The organism is Thermophilibacter mediterraneus, from assembly GCF_900119385.1.
GTDB classification, from domain to species: domain Bacteria; phylum Actinomycetota; class Coriobacteriia; order Coriobacteriales; family Atopobiaceae; genus Thermophilibacter; species Thermophilibacter mediterraneus.
In genome coordinates this window covers 329122-341985 of sequence record NZ_FPKO01000007.1, presented here as the reverse complement: position 1 = coordinate 341985, position 12864 = coordinate 329122, and the positions used below count along the sequence as shown (strand labels likewise).

11 protein-coding genes are annotated in these 12864 nt (G+C 70.2%); 2 read left to right on the top strand and 9 right to left on the bottom strand.

Annotated features, from left to right (window positions below):
- Positions 1-119: 119 nt before the first annotated feature.
- Positions 120-668, bottom strand: coding sequence for a DUF3267 domain-containing protein (locus BQ7106_RS01460; RefSeq protein WP_159431255.1), 549 nt, complete (start codon positions 666-668; stop codon positions 120-122).
- Between the two features lie 69 nt (positions 669-737).
- Here BQ7106_RS01460 and BQ7106_RS01455 point away from each other — a divergent pair, with 69 nt between their 5' ends.
- Positions 738-2759, top strand: coding sequence for a class I tRNA ligase family protein (locus tag BQ7106_RS01455; RefSeq protein WP_072370157.1), 2022 nt, complete (start codon positions 738-740; stop codon positions 2757-2759).
- Between the two features lie 196 nt (positions 2760-2955).
- Positions 2956-4446 carry an alpha/beta fold hydrolase gene (locus BQ7106_RS11110; RefSeq protein ID WP_072370154.1) on the top strand — a complete coding sequence of 497 codons (1491 nt, stop codon included), beginning with the start codon at positions 2956-2958 and terminating at the stop codon, positions 4444-4446.
- A 57-nt stretch (positions 4447-4503) separates the two neighbouring features.
- Here the strand turns inward: BQ7106_RS11110 and BQ7106_RS01445 are convergent, their stop codons facing one another.
- The 8 genes from BQ7106_RS01445 to pstC form a co-directional block, all read right to left on the bottom strand.
- A complete protein-coding gene (locus BQ7106_RS01445; RefSeq protein WP_072370152.1) occupies positions 4504-6288 on the bottom strand; it encodes an S-layer homology domain-containing protein in 1785 nt (594 codons plus the stop codon).
- 214 nt (positions 6289-6502) lie between these two features.
- On the bottom strand, positions 6503-7894 hold the full coding sequence (locus tag BQ7106_RS01440) for a sensor histidine kinase (protein ID WP_072370149.1): 1392 nt from the start codon (positions 7892-7894) through the stop codon (positions 6503-6505).
- Between the two features lie 87 nt (positions 7895-7981).
- Positions 7982-8662 (bottom strand): response regulator transcription factor, encoded by a 681-nt coding sequence (locus BQ7106_RS01435; RefSeq protein WP_072370145.1) that lies wholly within the window; start codon positions 8660-8662, stop codon positions 7982-7984.
- 34 nt (positions 8663-8696) lie between these two features.
- A complete protein-coding gene (locus tag BQ7106_RS01430; RefSeq protein WP_072370142.1) occupies positions 8697-9386 on the bottom strand; it encodes a phosphate signaling complex PhoU family protein in 690 nt (229 codons plus the stop codon).
- Entirely contained in the window at positions 9386-10165 is a 780-nt protein-coding gene (pstB, locus tag BQ7106_RS01425; RefSeq protein WP_072370139.1) for a phosphate ABC transporter ATP-binding protein PstB, read from the bottom strand. Before pstB ends, BQ7106_RS01430 begins: the two co-directional genes overlap by 1 nt.
- A gap of 28 nt (positions 10166-10193) precedes the next feature.
- On the bottom strand, positions 10194-10994 hold the full coding sequence (locus BQ7106_RS01420; protein WP_072370136.1) for a phosphate ABC transporter ATP-binding protein: 801 nt from the start codon (positions 10992-10994) through the stop codon (positions 10194-10196).
- Complete coding sequence (gene pstA, locus BQ7106_RS01415) at positions 10991-11911, bottom strand: phosphate ABC transporter permease PstA (protein WP_072370133.1); 921 nt, start codon at positions 11909-11911, stop codon at positions 10991-10993. The genes BQ7106_RS01420 and pstA overlap by 4 nt, the downstream gene beginning before the upstream one ends.
- Complete coding sequence (gene pstC / locus BQ7106_RS01410) at positions 11904-12803, bottom strand: phosphate ABC transporter permease subunit PstC (protein WP_072370130.1); 900 nt, start codon at positions 12801-12803, stop codon at positions 11904-11906. Before pstC ends, pstA begins: the two co-directional genes overlap by 8 nt.
- Positions 12804-12864 lie beyond the last annotated feature (61 nt).

Here is a 12864-nt window from a genome sequence, read left to right as displayed (position 1 = left end):
CTCCATTTCCGGGCGCGCCCGGGGACGGCGCGCCGCTGGCATCAGTGACAGGACGAGGACAGTATAGGCCGCCGGTCGACCGGGGGGCTCGGGAGGGGACCCGCGCCGCGCCCGGCGCCTCACGAGCGAGGGGCCCGGGCGCCCTCGAGCAGCTCGATGCCGACGTCGGTGTCGCGCACGTGCGTGCAGCGCGGCTCGGCGAGCGCGGACGCGGCCATGACGAGGTCGCCCGCGCACCCCGCCAGGTGCAGCCCGGAGAGAAGGACGGCGAGCACGGGACGTCCCGCGATGAGCGCCACCGCCGCCACGGCGGCCGTCACGAGGGCGGCGGGGGCGAGCAGCACGACCACCATGCGCCCGCGCGTGGCGACGGCGCCGTCGGTCTTGGTGTAGAGAAACGAGTCCTGAAAGCCAAACGACACGCGGCAGCCGGGGCAGAGCAGCTTGAACGCGGCGCCGTGGACGAGCTCGTGGACGGGCAGGGGCGCGAGGCAACCCGCGGCGAGGCAGACCCACCACCAGACGGAGAGGACCTCGCCGCCGCCCGCGAGCACGCCGACGAGGACGGTCGCGACCAGCGTCACGCCCGCGATCGCCAACGAGAGTCGCAGGACCCGCCGCTGCAGCCCGACGTCGCCCAGAACGTCCATGTCGGCTATCTTTTGCATGTGGCAATGGTACCCCATGCGGATACGTGCCAAAATGGTACGGTTGCAGTCGTCTCATAAGGAGCCCACATGCCCGACACCCGACCGAGCTTCCCCAAGCGCGCCGTCATCACCGGCGGCATGCCCTACGGCAACAAGAACCTGCACTTCGGCCACATCGGCGGCGTCTTCGTCCCCGCCGACTTCTTCGCCCGCTTCCTGCGCGACCGCATCGGGCGCGAGAACGTGCTGTTCGTCTCCGGCACGGACTGCTACGGCTCGCCCATCGCCGAGGGCTTCCGGAAGAAGGTCGAGAACGAGGGCTACGAGGGCACCATCGTGGACTACGTCAGCGCCAACCACGACGCCCAGAAGGCCGCGCTCGACGCGTACGGCATCTCGCTCGACCTGTTCGGCGGCTCCGGGCTCGAGCCCGCGCGCGAGGTGCACGCCCGCCTCAGCGACGAGCTCATCCGGCGGCTCCACGAGCGCGGCTACCTCAAGCGGCGCACCACGCGCCAGTTCTTCGACGTCGAGGCGGGAACCTTCCTGAACGGCCGCCAGGTCCAGGGCCGCTGCCCGGTGCGCGGCTGCAAGTCGGAGAAGGCATACGCCGACGAGTGCGACCTCGGCCACCAGTTCGACCCCGAGGAGCTCATCGCGCCCGTCTCGCAGCTCACCGGCACCACCCCCGAGCTGCGCCCGGTGGACAACTGGTACTTCGACCTGCCCGCCTTCCGCGAGGAGCTCGAGCGCCTCATGGACGAGTGGGACCTCGACCCGCAGGTCCGCGCGATCGTGACCAAGACCGTCCGCGAGAGCCTCGTCGACCCCGTCATCTACGTGCAGAACAAGTTCCGCGACGCCTACGACGCCGTGGCGGGGAGCCTGCCCGCCCACACGCTGACGGAGGCGGAGAAGGGCCAGCAGTCCTTCTCGCTCACCTTTGACGGCTGGGAGGCGCGCGACGAGGCGCGCGAGGCGCTCGACGCCGCCGGCGTGCGCTTCCGCACGGGCAAGTGCCTGCTGCCGTTCCGCATCACCGGCAACATCGACTGGGGCGTCGCGGCGCCCGAGCTCGAGGGCACGAGCGGCCTCACGGTGTGGTGCTGGCCGGAGAGCCTCTGGGCCCCCATCTCCTTCACGCAGACCGCGCTCTCCCTCGCCCCGGAGGGGCGCTACTCGTCCGCGGACTGGCGCGACTGGTGGTGCTCCGACGAGGCGCGCGTCTACCAGTTCATCGGGCAGGACAACATCTACTTCTACTGCGTGGCCCAGCCCGCGCTCTGGGAGGCGCTCGACTGGGGCCTCACGCAGGACGTGCCCGTCGCCAACTACCACATCCTCTTCATGAACAAGAAGGCCTCGAGCTCCGGCAAGATCGCGCCGCCGATGGCGGCGGAGCTGCTGGAGCGCTACACCCCCGAGCAGCTCCGCGCGCACTGGCTGAGCCTCGGCCTCGACCAGAAGGCCGTGAGCTTCAACCCCAAGGCCTTCGACACGTCCGTCTCCCACAAGGACAAGGCCACCGGCGAGGACGTCCTCGTGCGCGACGACCCGCGCGTGGTGGACCCCGCCCTCAAGGAGTCGGCGTTTCTGACCAACATCTTCAACCGCCTGGCGCGCAGCTGCTTCTACGGGGCGGCGAACGTCTGCGGCGCGCACCTGCCCGTCGCGGCGCCGAGCGAGCAGGCCGTGTCCTGCGCCCGCGAGGCGACGCTCGCCTTCGAGCGGAGGGCCTACGAGTTCGACGCCCACGGGGCGCTCGGCGTCGCCGAGGAGTTCGCGCGCGCGGCCAACAAGCGCTGGGACGACGCGAGCAAGGCCGCCAAGGGCGACGACGCCGCCTATGAAGCCGCCCTCGCCGACGCGTTCGTCGCGCTGCGCACGACGGCGCTGCTCATGCACCCCGCCGTGCCCCGCGGCTGCGAGGCGATCTGCGAGCACATGGGGTTCTCGCCCGAGCTGTTCTTCAGCTGGGAGCACGCCTTCGAGGGTCCCGTCGAGCTCGCCGCGACGCTCGGCGAGGCGCCCGAGGAGCACGCCATCGTCCCCCTGCCGCCGCGCTTCGACTTCTTCGAGAGGCACCCGTCGCAGGTGAAGGGCAGGTAGCGGCGCGGCCATCGACGCGACCACCCCGCACTCGACGACCGTAGGAGCAAGGCGACGTTTTTCTTGGTGGAAGCGTCGCTTTGCTCCTACATTTGGTATCTGTAGGAGAAAGACGACGCTTTCGGCGCACGAAGTGTCGCCCCGCGCCTACGGCCCGCAGCGAGAAGAGCCTCGCGCCCGACAGAATGGAGCCACCATGCCCGTCAGCTTCCCGCCCGTGCACGTGCCGCGCCCCTACGCGCTGCCCGCGACCCCGCTCGCCGCGCGCGTGGAGTGCCCCATGCCCGACGGCGCCGTCATCGTGGCGTGGACCTACGCGCCGGCCGGCGTGACCGACGCGCCGGGCGCGCCGTTTGGACTGGACCTCGCCGTCCCCCCGGTGCTGATGCTCCACGGCAACGGCGAGGAGCACGGCATCTTCGGCCCCGTGATCGACGCCGTGTGCGCGAGCGGGCGCCCGGTGATCGCCCTCGACTCGCGCGCGCAGGGCGCGAGCACGCGCGGCACCGACCAGCTCACCTACGAGCTCATGGCGGCTGACGCCGTGGAGGCGTGCGCGCGCCTCGGCGCGCCTCAGGTCCACGTGCTCGGCTTCTCGGACGGGGGCATCCTCGGGCTCCTGCTCGCGCGCGACTGGGGGGCGCACGTGCTGAGCCTCACGGCGCTCGGCGCCAACCTCACGCCCGCGGGGCTGCCGAGGGAGGACACGGACTGGATGGCGTTCGCCGCCGCGGAGAACCGCCGCTGGGCGGAGCAGGGCTGGGAGGGGGCGACGCTCGAGGACGGCACGCCGGTCCCCTCCCCCGCCGAGTCGGCGCGCATCGCCGAGCTCCTCCAGCTCATGGTCGAGAACCCCCGCATCGAGGCGGCGTCGCTCGCGACCGTGAACTGCCCGGTGACCGTGATGGTGGGAGAGTTCGACGAGATCCTGCCCGAGGAGACGGACCGCATCGTGTCGGCGATCCCCGGCGCGACCAAGGTGGTCGAGCCCGGCATAGACCACAACCTGCCCAAGATGGCTCCTGGCGCCGTGGCGCGCGAGCTGCTGGCGACGGTGGAGAGAAACGACGTGCGGCACCCGGCTCGCGCGGCGCGCGTGCCGGAGGGCCTCGCCGTGTGCCGCGTCCCGGTGGAGGGGCTGTGGGCCGAGCGGCTGGACGCGCTGTACGAGCGCGTTGCCGCCGAGCCCGGGACCTCTGGCTGGGTCCGCGACGTCTGGCCCCCCGCGGGCATGGCCCGAGAGCTCCTCGCCTCCGGGGCCTACTGGGGCGCGTTCGAGGCGTCGTCCGTGAGCGGGGGCACCCCGAGCGACGACGCCGAGCTGCTCGGGGCGGTCGCCGTGAACCGCGACGCCCACATGGGGGACGGCGGCGCGCCCGGCCACGGCTCGGGCCTCGGCGGCCCCAGCTGGGAGGGGCTGGGCGAGAAGGACGTCGCGGGCTGGCACCTTCTGGCCGCCGACCCCGCCGCGCGCGGGCGCGGGGTCGGCGACGCGCTCGTCTGCGCGGGACTGCTCGCGAGCCGCGAGCTGGGGGCCCGCTCGGCGCGGCTCAACACCAACGTGGCGAACGTCCCCGGGAACTGCCTCTACGCCAGCCTCGGCTTCACGCGGCACCGCCCGGTGTGGCTCCCCTACCCGGGGCTGCCGCTGCCCGGATGGTCCAACCTGTGGGAGATGCGCCTCTAGGGCGCCCAGGTCCCGCCCCGGACGCCGGGGCGGGACGAGCGCGTCACGACATGCGCATCACGACATGCGCATCAGCATGGTCGCGACCTCTCCGCGGGTGCAGGTGCCCTGCGGGTCGAGGGAGACGCCCCCCTTGCCCGTGATGACCCTGGCCCCCACGGCCCAGGCCATGGCGTCCGTCGCATACTCGGAGACCGCGGACGCGTCGGAGTAGGACGAGAGGTCGCCGCCGGCGGCGGACATCCCGGAGAGGCGCCACAGGACCGTGGCCGCCTCCTCGCGCGAGATCTGGCGCTCGGTGCCGAAGGTGGTTCCGTAGCCGGTGAAGTACCCCTGCTCGAGGCACCAGGAGATCGCCTCCGCGTACCAGCCGCTCGCGTCGACGTCCGAGAACCCGGAGAGGTCGGCGTCGGACGCCGGGCGGCCCGCCTGGTTCCAGAGCGCCTGGGCCATCTCGGCGCGGGTGATCACTTTGATGGGCCCGAACTCGGCCCCGCCGTCACCGTAGCCGCCGAAGACGCCGTTGGTGATGGCCCAGTCGACGCCGTCGTGGTACCACGCGTCGTACGCCACGTCCTCGAAGCCGGCGGACGGGCAGTTCTCGGGGGTGTGGGGCTCGTCCGCGGCGTCGCCGCCCTCGCCGTCGTCCCCCGCGGCGCCGTCGTTCTCGTCGTCCTCGCCCTCGTCCGGCGTGGCGTCGCCGCCCGCGCCGTCGGAGCCGCCGTTCAGGTCGGCATCGCCCTCGTCGTCCCCGGCCCACGTCGCGTTGCCGAACGCGTTGAGGTCGACCCTGCCCGGGAAGCCGTCGACCGCGCCGGAGCTCGTGTACTGCCACCCGCGGAAGTTGCTCGAGAAGTCCGTGAACGCGAGGCTGGAGCCGTACTGGGCCGCCCACAGGGTGTGCTCGTGGATGTAGTCGGAGTCGAGCGGCCCGTAGAGGTAGTTGGTGTACGAGTAGACGCCGGCGTCCGCGTAGCCCGCGGCCTCGACCTCGGCCATCCAGGCGCGCACGATGCCCTCGTAGACGGCGGGGTCGGTGGGCGGGGTGTGGCCGGTCCACGTCCAGCGCTCGAGGTCGTAGAACACGGGCAGCGAGAGGTCGCCGGGCTCGACGCCGAGCTCCCTCAGCCACGCCACGACCTGCTGGCCCTCCGCGGCGCCGTCTGCGGGCTCCTCGGCGTACGAGTAGATGTAGACGCCGAAGGGGATCCCGAGGCGCTTGCACTCCGCGATGTTCCTCTCGGCGTAGTAGTCGAGGCGCGTGGTGCCGAAGCCGACCCTGATGATGGCGCCCTGGACGCCGTCGGCGACGGCGGCCTCCCAGTCGATGTTGTAGTTCCACTCCGAGACGTCGATGATGCCCTGCGCCTCGCAGACGAACATCGAGCCGTCGGCCATGTAGAACGCGGGCTCGTCGCGATACGTGCCCCAGTAGGCCCCGTACTCGTTGCCGCCGAGGCGCTGCGCCAGGAGGCTGGCCCCTCCCTCCGAGAGCTCGGCGCGGGCCTCCCCCACCGAGAGCTGCTCGAAGCGCTCGCCGTCGGAGGCGCCGAGCGGGTCGGGCGGCGTCGCGGCGGTGCCGAGGACGTCGGCGTCGCTCACCCGCGAGCCGTCGGACACGCTCACGACCTCACCCGTGGAGAGGCGCGCGTAGTCCTGCGAGATGAGCGTCGCGTCATCGGGGACCGACGAGTCGATGCTGCCGGGCAGCGAGGAGTCGGCGACGACCTCGAGCGCCCGGGCGGGCGCGGGGGCGACCGTCGCCCCGAGGCCGAGCGCGAGCGCCGCGACGGCGGCGGCGACGCCGGCGCGGACGGCGCCGCGTGCGTACGTGTGTGACATGGGGACCACCTCTCGGGTCTGACGCGCGACCGCCGCGGCGGGCGCGCGAGCGATGCGTGCGGGCACAGCGTCACATGGTAGCGCAGGCCGCGCGCGGGACTTTGCGCACAAAGGGGCGGGGCAGGCGTCAGCAGGAAAACCCTACAGGCCTGAGCGCCCGGGGCCGCGCGGGCCGGGATGGGACCCGGCGGCGGGGCCGTCCCGCGCGCCGTCCCTAGGCCTCTGCCGGGAAGAGCACGGTGATCGTGGTGCCCTTTCCGAGCTCGCTCTCGAGCTTGATCTCGGCGGAGTGGTAGTTGGCCGCGTGCTTGACGATGGCGAGGCCGAGCCCGGTGCCACCCATGTCGCGGCTGCGGCCCTTGTCGACGCGATAGAAGCGCTCGAAGACCTTGTCCTGGGACTCCTCGGGGATGCCAATCCCGGTGTCGCTCACGCGCAGCGCGACGCGCCCCTCCTGCGGCAGGACCCACACGTAGACCTTCCCGCCCACGCGGTTGTAGCGGATGGCGTTGTCGCAGAGGTTGGTCACGAGCTCGTCGAGGAGGCGGGCGTTGCCGCGGACGTAGCTCGACACCCCACCCACGCTCACGGTCACGCCCGCCTTCTTCGCCTTGCTCGCGAGCCGGTCGACGGCGTCGCGCGCGACGGAGAGCAGGTCGGCGCGCTCGGAGGGCTCGAAGAGCTCCTGGCTGCCCGCGCGCTCGGACTCGTCGAGCTTGGAGAGGGTGAGGATGTCGCTCACGAGGCTCGAGAGGCGGCGCGCGTCGTCGTAGATGCGGCCCGCGAAGCCCGGGACGTCCTTCTTCTTGGCGATGCCGTCGCGGATGAGCTCCGCCGCACCCTGGATGGAGGCGATGGGGGTCTTGAGCTCGTGGGTCACGTTCGCCGTGAACTCGCGGCGCAGGTCGGCGGCGTCCTGGATGGCGCTCATGCGGTGCATGAGCTCCTCGTGCTGCTCGTTGAGGCGCGTGACGAGCGGGTCGAGCTCCACGTAGGGCGCGACGCCGTCGCCCGAGGAGGGGTCGATCTCGAGGATGGGCTGCACGAAGCGCCGCGAGAGCCGGCGCGACACGACCCAGCTCGCCACCACGAGGAGCACGGCGAGAAGAACCAGGAGCAGCAGGTCCTGGAAGAGGAACGCGACGACGCCGGCGCGGTCCACGGACAGGCGCATCACCTGGCCGCTGTCGAGCCGCACCGCCTCGTAGAGGCTCGTGTACCCCACGGTGTCGCTCGCGCGCTCCGAGGAGCCGGAGCCCGACTCGAGGGCGGCGACGACCTCGGGGCGGTCGGCATGGCTCTCGAGCTCGCCCGCATCGGCCTGCGAGTCGAAGGTCACGGTGCCGTCCGGGTCGATGAGGGTGGCGCGGATGTCCCCGAGCTCGAGCGCGGAGAGCACCGTCGCGTCGTCGTCCGTGCGGTCGAGCAGCGACGCGAGCGTGCGGCACTCGGCCGCGAGCTGCTCGTGCTCGTCGCTCAGAAACGCGCTCTGGTAGAGCAGCGAGGCCGCCGCGGTAACCGCGACGGCCACTGAGGCGCACGCGACCACGAGCGCCACGAACATTCGATGCGAGAGAGACCCCTTGCCGCCGGGCTGCCTGGTCATCGGCACCCTCTCCTTCTCACCCCGGGGTTGACAGAATGACCTGACACCAATGTCAAGTTGACAGAATGACCTGACACCAATGTCAGGTTAGCCGCGGACGCGGTAGCCGACGCCGCGGACGGTCTCGATCAGGTCGGAGGAGTCGCCGAGCTTGGCGCGGATCTGCTGGACGTGGACGTCGACCGTGCGGGAGCCCCCGTCGAAGTCCCACCCCCAGACGCGCTGGAGCAGCGTCTCGCGCGAGAACACCACGCCCGGGGAGCGCATGAGGAACTCGAGCAGGTCGAACTCGCGCATGGTGAGCTGGACCTCGCGGCCCGCGACGCTCACCTCGCGGCGGTCCGGCCACAGCGTCACGTCGCCGGAGACGAGGCTGGCGGGCTTGTCCTGCGCCACCGACTCGCGGGCCACGCGACGCAGCAGGGCGCGCGTGCGGCTCACGACCTCCATCATGCCGAAGGGCTTGGAGAGGTAGTCGTCGGCGCCGGAGTCAAGCGCCTTGACGGTGTCGAGCTCGGTGTCCTTGGCGGTGAGCATCATGACGGGGACGTCCCTGAGGTCGGGAGACCTCCGGATGCGCGCCAGGATCTCGAGCCCGTCCGTGTCGGGCAGCATGATGTCGAGAAGGACCGCGTCGGGAACGCGCTCCGAGCAGGCGCGGCGGAACTCCGCGTCGTCGGCGCACCCACGCGCCTCGATGCCGCCCTGGCCGAGGGCATAGACCGTCAGCTCACGAATGTTCTTGTCGTCCTCGACGTAGTAGACCACGCCCTGCCTCCCAACAAACGCTTCGAAACCCGTGCTATCGCTCGGCGCCGCCCAGGCGCTGGCTCTCCTTCTCGGCGACGTTGTGCTCCCCGGTCACGCGGAAGATGGCCCAACTGGCGATGCGCTTGGCGAGGTCGCCGATGCGCTCGAAGTACTTGGCCACCATGAGGAGCTCGGGCAGGTACTGCGCGGAGGACTTGCCGTCGCGGATGAGGCCGACGAGCTTCTCCTCGACCTCGACGTAGAGCTGGTTGACGGCGGCGTCGGCCTCCATGACCTGCTGCGCCTTCTCGACGTCGGAGGCGCAGAAGGCGTCGACCGCCTTCTCGACCATGCCCGCGGCGTCCTCGCTCATCCTGACGATGTCCTCGGAGATCTTCTTGGACGCCTTCTCCGGGATCTCCTCCGAGAGGAAGACGGCGTCGCGCGTCATGGAGTCGATGTGGGACAGGTCGCTCACCATGCGGAACGCGCCCGAGACGAAGCGCAGGTCGACGCCGATGAGCGGCTGCTGGAGCAGCATGATGTCGAGGCAGGTGTTCTCGATGGCGGAGCGCAGGCGATCCTCCGCCTTGCGGCCGCCCATGACGCCCTCGGCCGCGCCCCGGTCGCCGTTCGCGGCGAGGCCGGCGGCGCGCACGTCCGCCACGGTCTTCTCGCCAAAGCGCCTGATGAAGCCCTCGACCTCGTCGAGCTGCTCGGTAAACTTGGTGCGGGTTGCCATTAGCTGAACCTCCCTGACAGATATTCCTTCGTACGCTCCTGCTTGGGGTTGCCGAAGAGCTCCCTGGTGGGACCCTCCTCGATGAGCTCGCCCAGGTAGAAGAACGCGGTCTTGTCGGCCACGCGGGTGGCCTGCTGCATGTTGTGCGTCACCACGACGACGGTGTGGTCGAACGCGAGCTCGGTCATGAGCTCCTCGACCATGCTCGTGGAGATGGGATCGAGCGCGGAGGTCGGCTCGTCCATGAGCAGGATCTCGGGGTCGGTGGCGAGGGCGCGCGCGATGCAGAGGCGCTGCTGCTGGCCGCCCGAGAGGCCCAGTCCGCTCTTGTTCAGGTCGTCCTTGACCTCGTCCCAGAGCGCCGCGCGGCTCAGACAGCGCTCGCAGATCTCGTCGCCCTCGGACTTGGAGATGCGACGCTGGCGCCTGGGCCCGTAGAGGATGTTCTCGCGGATGCTCATGGGGAAGGGGTTGGGGTGCTGGAACACCATGCCCACGTAGACGCGCAGCGCGTTGGCGTCCATGGAGAAGATGTCCTGGCCGCCGAACTCGATCGTCCCCTCGGTGCGCACGCTCTCCACGAAGTCGCACATGCGGTTGAAGGTGCGCAGCAGCGTGGACTTGCCGCAGCCGGACGGGCCGATGAAGGCGGTGGCGCGGTTGCGCGGGATCTCGAGGTTGATCTTCTTGAGCGCCTGGAAGTCCCCGTACCACAGGTCGAAGTCGCGGATGGTGATCGCCGTCTCGGCCTCCTCGATGCTGCGATGGGAGGTCGTCATGTTCTGTGTGTCCAATGTCGCTCCCTTCTTAGCCGAAGCGGCCCGTGAGATAGTCGACCAGGCGCTGGTCGTGCGGGTTGCGGAAGATCTGCTGCGTGGTGCCCGTCTCCACCATATCACCAACGTAGAAGAAAGCGGTGCGGTCGGAGACGCGAGTCGCCTGCTCCATGTTGTGGGTGACAATGATCTCGCAGATGCCGGTGGAGGCGATGTCGCGGATGGTCTCCTCGATGGCGAAGGTCGAGATGGGGTCGAGCGCCGAGCACGGCTCGTCGAAGAGGACCACGTCGGGCTTCATGGCGAGGGTCCGGGCGATGCAGAGGCGCTGCTGCTGGCCGCCGGAGAGCGCGTGGGCGGACTGCTTGAGCTTGTCCTTGACCTCGTCCCAGAGCGCCGCCTGGCGAAGCGACGTCTCGACGAGCTCGTCCTCCTCCTCCCGCGTCCTCACGCGCCCGTGCTTCTTCGGCGCGAACAGGATGTTCTCGCGGATGGACTTGCGGAACGGCGTGGGCTGCTGGAAGACCATGCCGATGGACTTGCGCAGCTCGAAGAGGTTCTCCTTGGGCGTGTTGATGTCGTGCCCGTGGTAGAGGATCTGGCCGCCCACCGAGCACTTGGGGATCTCGCGGTTCATGAGGTTGAGGCAGCGCAGGAACGTGGACTTGCCGCAGCCGGAGGGCCCGATGAGGGCCGTGACCTGGCCGGCCTCGAAGGTGAGCGAGGTCTTGTGGAGCGCCTCGTGCGTGAGGTCGTAGGTGACCGTCACGTCCTTGGTGGTGATCAGCGAGCCGCCGGGCTCGGTCACCTGGGTGTTGGCGGTGTCTGTCATTCGGCCGTCAGCCTCCTCGAGAGGAGCTTGCCGAGCAGGCGGGCAAGCAGGTTGAACAGGAGCACGCAGACGAGCAGGACCGTCGCGGTGCCCCAGACGATCTCCGTGGAGCCGGCCGTGGGCTCGGAGGTGAGTCGCCAGATGTAGACGGCGAGCGAGCAGGCCGGGCGGAAGATGTTGAACGGGTTGGTGGGGCTCAGGAAGTTGAGCGAGCCGAAGTTCAGGCGCGCGGGGGCGGAGCCGGCCGTGAAGATGAGCGCGGCGGCCTCGCCGAAGACGCGCCCGGCGGAGAGCACGATGCCGGTGACGATGGCGGGCATGGCGGCGGGGAGAAGGACGTTGATCGTGGTCTCCCAGCGCGTGAGGCCCATGGCCAGGGCGGCGTCGCGCTGGCTGCGCGGGACGTCCTCGAGCGCCTGCTGGATGGTGCGCACCAGGATGGGGATGTTGAACATCGTGAGGGCGCACGCGCCGGCGAGGATCGAGATGCCCCAGCCGAGCGTCACCACGAAGAAGAGCGAGCCGAACATGCCGACGACGATCGAGGGCAGCGAGGACAGGGTCTCGATGGCGGTCTTGGCCGCGGAGGTGACCCAGTTGTCGGGGGCGTACTCGACGAGGAAGATGGCGGCGCCGAGCGAGATGGGGACCGAGATGACGAGCGTCACGAGCAGCATGTAGAACGAGTCCCACAGCTGGTAGAGGATGCCGGGGGCGACGTCGTCGTTGTAGGGGTTGGTGAGGAACCCCGGGGTGAGCGCGCGACCGGCGCCGCGAATGAGGATGTAGGCGATGATGGCCACGACGAGCAGCATCACGAGGCCCACGATGACGGTGAGCACGCCCGTGGCGACCTTGTCCTGAGAGTCGATGCGACGCACGTGCGCATCGAGCTCCGCGGAGCGAGAGCTAGCCATTTGCCTTCGCCCCCTTCCTGCCGATGAGGTGAATGATCAGGATGAAGACGAGCGACATGGCGAGCAGGATCAGGCCGAGCGACCACAGCGCGTGGTAGTAGACCGAGCCGGAGGTCGCGTTGGAGAGGCCAGCCGTGAGCGCCGCGGTGAGCGTGGAGGCCGGGTCGAGAAGGCCCGTGGGCATGGAGCGCTCGACGCCGCCGATGACCATCTGGACGGCGAGGGTCTCGCCGAAGGCGCGGGTCATGCCCAGGATGACGGCGGTCATGAGCGAGGGCAGGGCGCTCTTGAGCACGACGTGCCACGTGGTCTGCCAGCGGGTGCAGCCGAGGGCGTAGGAGCCCTCGCGATACTGGTTGGGCACCGCGCGCAGGGCGTCCATCGAGAGCGTGGTGATGGTGGGGAGGATCATGATCGCGAGCACGAGCGAGCCGGAGAGGATGCCGGCGCCGGTGGGCGCGGCGTCGCCGAAGATCGCCTTGACGAGCGAGTTGATCACGTAGAGGCCGAGCACGCCGTAGACGACCGAGGGGATGCCCACGAGCAGCTCGATGAAGGGCTGGAAGACGCGACGGCCGAAGGTCGGCGCCACCTCCACCACGAAGATCGCGGAGCCGATGGCAACGGGGAGGGCGAAGACGGTCGAGAGCAGCGTGACCGCGAAGGAGCCCACGATCATGGGCAGCGCGCCGTAGCGCTCCTGCTCGGGAATCCAGTTCTGGCCGAAGAAGAAGTCAATCGGGTTGAGGCCGTCGACGAAGAAGGTCGTGAGGCCCTGCTGGGCCACCATGAAGATCAGCGTGACGACGACGAGCGCGACGAGCGCGACGCAAAACCCCGTGATTCCCAGGCCAATGTTCTCGAGCCTCCGCTTGGGCATGAGATTCGCCATTGAGAGCCTTTCTCGTCAGGGAAGCGGCGGCGCCCCCCGGGCCGGGGTGCGCCGCCGCTGG

Coding starts and splice junctions, on each gene's coding strand:
- pstA (WP_072370133.1), bottom strand. CDS start 11,911: ATGGCTAGCTCTCGCTCCGCGGAGCTCGATGCGCACGTGCGTCGCATC.
- BQ7106_RS01455 (WP_072370157.1), top strand. CDS start 738: ATGCCCGACACCCGACCGAGCTTCCCCAAGCGCGCCGTCATCACCGGC.
- BQ7106_RS01420 (WP_072370136.1), bottom strand. CDS start 10,994: ATGACAGACACCGCCAACACCCAGGTGACCGAGCCCGGCGGCTCGCTG.
- BQ7106_RS01440 (WP_072370149.1), bottom strand. CDS start 7,894: ATGACCAGGCAGCCCGGCGGCAAGGGGTCTCTCTCGCATCGAATGTTC.
- pstB (WP_072370139.1), bottom strand. CDS start 10,165: ATGACGACCTCCCATCGCAGCATCGAGGAGGCCGAGACGGCGATCACC.
- BQ7106_RS11110 (WP_072370154.1), top strand. CDS start 2,956: ATGCCCGTCAGCTTCCCGCCCGTGCACGTGCCGCGCCCCTACGCGCTG.
- BQ7106_RS01430 (WP_072370142.1), bottom strand. CDS start 9,386: ATGGCAACCCGCACCAAGTTTACCGAGCAGCTCGACGAGGTCGAGGGC.
- pstC (WP_072370130.1), bottom strand. CDS start 12,803: ATGGCGAATCTCATGCCCAAGCGGAGGCTCGAGAACATTGGCCTGGGA.
- BQ7106_RS01445 (WP_072370152.1), bottom strand. CDS start 6,288: ATGTCACACACGTACGCACGCGGCGCCGTCCGCGCCGGCGTCGCCGCC.
- BQ7106_RS01460 (WP_159431255.1), bottom strand. CDS start 668: ATGCAAAAGATAGCCGACATGGACGTTCTGGGCGACGTCGGGCTGCAG.